4 protein-coding genes are annotated in these 3001 nt (G+C 45.1%); 2 read left to right on the top strand and 2 right to left on the bottom strand.

Going from position 1 to position 3001, the window contains the following annotated elements; translation table 11 throughout:
* A partial coding sequence (locus tag HKN88_09140) for an SDR family oxidoreductase (protein ID NNC98219.1) occupies positions 1-725 on the bottom strand: 725 nt, incomplete at its 3' end.
* A gap of 72 nt (positions 726-797) precedes the next feature.
* Here HKN88_09140 and HKN88_09135 point away from each other — a divergent pair.
* Positions 798-1886, top strand: coding sequence for a VCBS repeat-containing protein (locus HKN88_09135; protein ID NNC98218.1), 1089 nt, complete (start codon positions 798-800; stop codon positions 1884-1886).
* Here the strand turns inward: HKN88_09135 and xth are convergent.
* Positions 1883-2650: an exodeoxyribonuclease III gene (xth, locus tag HKN88_09130; GenBank protein ID NNC98217.1), complete on the bottom strand. Its 768-nt coding sequence runs from the start codon at positions 2648-2650 to the stop codon at positions 1883-1885. The two genes, HKN88_09135 and xth, sit on opposite strands and share 4 nt — an antisense overlap.
* Before the next feature lie 119 nt (positions 2651-2769).
* Between xth and HKN88_09125 the strand changes: the two genes are divergently transcribed.
* A partial coding sequence (locus HKN88_09125; GenBank protein ID NNC98216.1) for a gamma carbonic anhydrase family protein occupies positions 2770-3001 on the top strand: 232 nt, incomplete at its 3' end.

Here is a 3001-nt window from a genome sequence, read left to right as displayed (position 1 = left end):
GCCCAAACCTTGCTTGCCTGATTGCCATAAACAATTTTCACCTTGCCTTTCTTAATATTCTTAATCACATGTTTTGCAATATCGTGTGGCGGCGTGGTTAAAAACAATTTTTCAAATTCTTCGCTATCTGTATTTTTGGCTATATTGGTTGCAATGCCTCCCGGGTGAACACAGTGGATAGTGATCGGGCTTTGCATGAATTCCACACTCAAGGCTTCGGTGAAACCGCGTACAGCAAATTTTGTTGCCGAGTAGTCTGCGGTATTGGGCGGGGCGACCAGTCCGAAAATACTTGAAATATTCACTACCGCACCTTCATTGTTCTCAACCAGTTGAGGCAGAAATGCCTTGGTGCCATACACCACACCAAAATAATTTACCCGGGTGACTTTTTCTATCTGCTCGATCGACATTTCGTAAATAGGGGCGCTGGACTCGGCAATGCCGGCGTTGTTAATAATGACATGCGCATTGCCTAAATTGGATCTCACTTTGTCTGCAAAGCTGAAAACTTCGTGTCGATCAGACACATCAACAACTTCAGAATACACATTATCCGGACCAATCACATCGGCAACACGTTGCGAAACAGATCGCAAATCTTCTTGATTGACGTCGCATAAGGCTAGGCGCGCACCGAGTTTGGCGAATTCATCCGCGTAGGCGGCCCCCATGCCGGAGGCAGCACCGGTAATTACAATTATTTTATTTTGAAAATTTTTCATAAATAAGCCCGATCAATGGAATTTAATAGTTGTTATAGTATCAAAAGACTTAATCCACAAAAGGCCATTCCGATGTTAGAGATTATATTCTTGATATTTGCTGCAAGTACCAGCCTGGAACCGATGTATACCCTGGATTTATCTGCGGGGGAAAACTCATTGCATGCCGCGGATGTGAATCGGGATGGCCATATAGATGTGATTGTGGCTAATCAGAACGATCACAGTGTCAAGATCTATCACGGCGACAGCACCGGAAAATTAAGCCCTGGCAAATCGTATGCAGCAGGCCATGACCCCAGCGATATTGTTTCAGACGATTTTAACCAAGACGGCTATCTGGATCTTGTGGTGGCCAATCATGATATGAATTACTTGAGTGTTTTATACGGCAGTAAATCTGGAGGTCTTGAGATGAGTAAACAGCAGATCAAACTCAGTGTCGAGCCTCACCCGCATGTGCTTGAATATTTTGATATTGATAATGATGGCAACAAAGATTTACTTGTCGATAATCGCTTTAATAATGGAGTTCAGGTATTAAAAGCTAACGAATCCGGGCAATTTCATTCCAGGGGAATATTGATCAATACAGGTGGTGATCCATATCTTGGGTTTGCAGTTATAGACATTAACCAAGATGGATTGGCGGACCTGATCTCGCCAAATACCAATAACATCGGAATTGCAATAAATCAAAGCGATAAAAAGATTCGCTTTGCCAAGCCCTATTTTTTATCCGACATCGAGCCATTTGGCTTGACCGTTCTGGATATAGATGCAGATGGCAACTTGGACATTGTTGCCGTGACCGAATCATCAAAACAAGCAATTGCCATTTATCACGGGCGCAGTGACAACACATTTGCGACCGAGCCAGAATGGATATCAATGGCCGCTGGACCAAAGAATATCGTACAGGGCGACCTTAATGGAGATGCTATTAACGACGTTCTGGTCACTGCCTGGAATAGCGATAGCAAAATTATATTTGGTGGTGCAAAAGAGAGAAAAACAAGCAAACCAAATTTAGGGAAACTGGATTCTCCATGGGGCGCCTTGATCGTTGACCTGAATGCGGACAGTGTAGGAGATTACATTATCTCCGATGGTGAAAGTCGCATTGCAAATGTGTACCTTAGCGAGACTGAATCAGACTAAACCTTAAACTCAGCCACTACCGGAGTGTGGTCCGATGGCTTTTCCAATTTGCGTGGCGCTTTATCAATCCAGCATTTCTGGCAATTTTTCGCCAGTTCTTCGGACGCCATGATCAGGTCGATGCGCAGACCATTATTTTTGCGAAAGCTCCCGGCACGATAATCCCACCAGCTGAATAAATTGGGTTCTTGTTCAAATTGTCTAAAACAATCCACAAAGCCTTTTTCCTTCAAGCGTGCGATGTGTGTGCGTTCCAACGCGCTGCAGTGAATTTTCCCTGCCCATTCTTCAGGTGCGTGCACGTCCTCGTCACTTGGCGCTATATTGAAGTCACCCATGACGATACGTTTGTCGTAATCTGAAGACTCTGATTCCAGTTGTGCGTGCAAAGCTTCCAGCCAATTCATTTTATAATGGAATTTATCCGAGTCCAGGGCCTGTCCATTGGGGAAGTACAAGTTGTAAATGCGTACGCCATTGATCGTGCAACCCAACACCCGTCGCATCGGGTCTTCAATGCCCGCAAAATCGGTGACGACCTCAGTGATACTGTGTTTGCTCAGAACCGCCACACCGTTATAGGTTTTTTGACCGGCAAACGCAACATGATATCCGGCCGCTTCAATTTCAGCGACTGGAAACTTGTCATCGGTGCTTTTGGTTTCTTGCAAGCCGATCACATCAACCGGATTGGTCTCTAGCCAGTCGAGTAGATGATTCAGGCGTACTTTGAGGGAATTGACATTCCAGGTGGCGATTTGCATGCTTATTCAATTGAAAATTTAAACTTGAATTATAGCCGCTATTTGTCAAATTAAATAATATCCATTATCCAACTCAAGCTGTGGAATGACGAGAAGGCAGAGATAACTTAGAATGAGCCATGAATAATATCCGCCCATTCAAAAACACTTATCCGACCCTGGGTCAAAATGTTTATGTTGATCCGCAAGCCTGCGTGATTGGCAAGGTGACATTGGCTGACGACGTTTCCATCTGGCCAATGGCCGTGGTGCGCGGCGATGTCAGTACCATTTCGATCGGGGCTGGCAGCAATATCCAAGATGCCGCCGTTTTGCACGTGACCCACGATGGGCCGTATTCGGATGGAGAAG

It is taken from the genome of Gammaproteobacteria bacterium (assembly GCA_013001575.1).
Taxonomy (GTDB): Bacteria; Pseudomonadota; Gammaproteobacteria; order Steroidobacterales; family JABDMI01; genus JABDMI01.
This window is presented reverse-complemented; position numbering and strand designations above follow the sequence as displayed.

What these genes read in the sequence shown, in the direction of transcription:
- HKN88_09135 (NNC98218.1), top strand. Translation starts at nt 798, where the DNA reads ATGTTAGAGATTATATTCTTGATATTTGCTGCAAGTACCAGCCTGGAA.
- xth (NNC98217.1), bottom strand. Translation starts at nt 2,650, where the DNA reads ATGCAAATCGCCACCTGGAATGTCAATTCCCTCAAAGTACGCCTGAAT.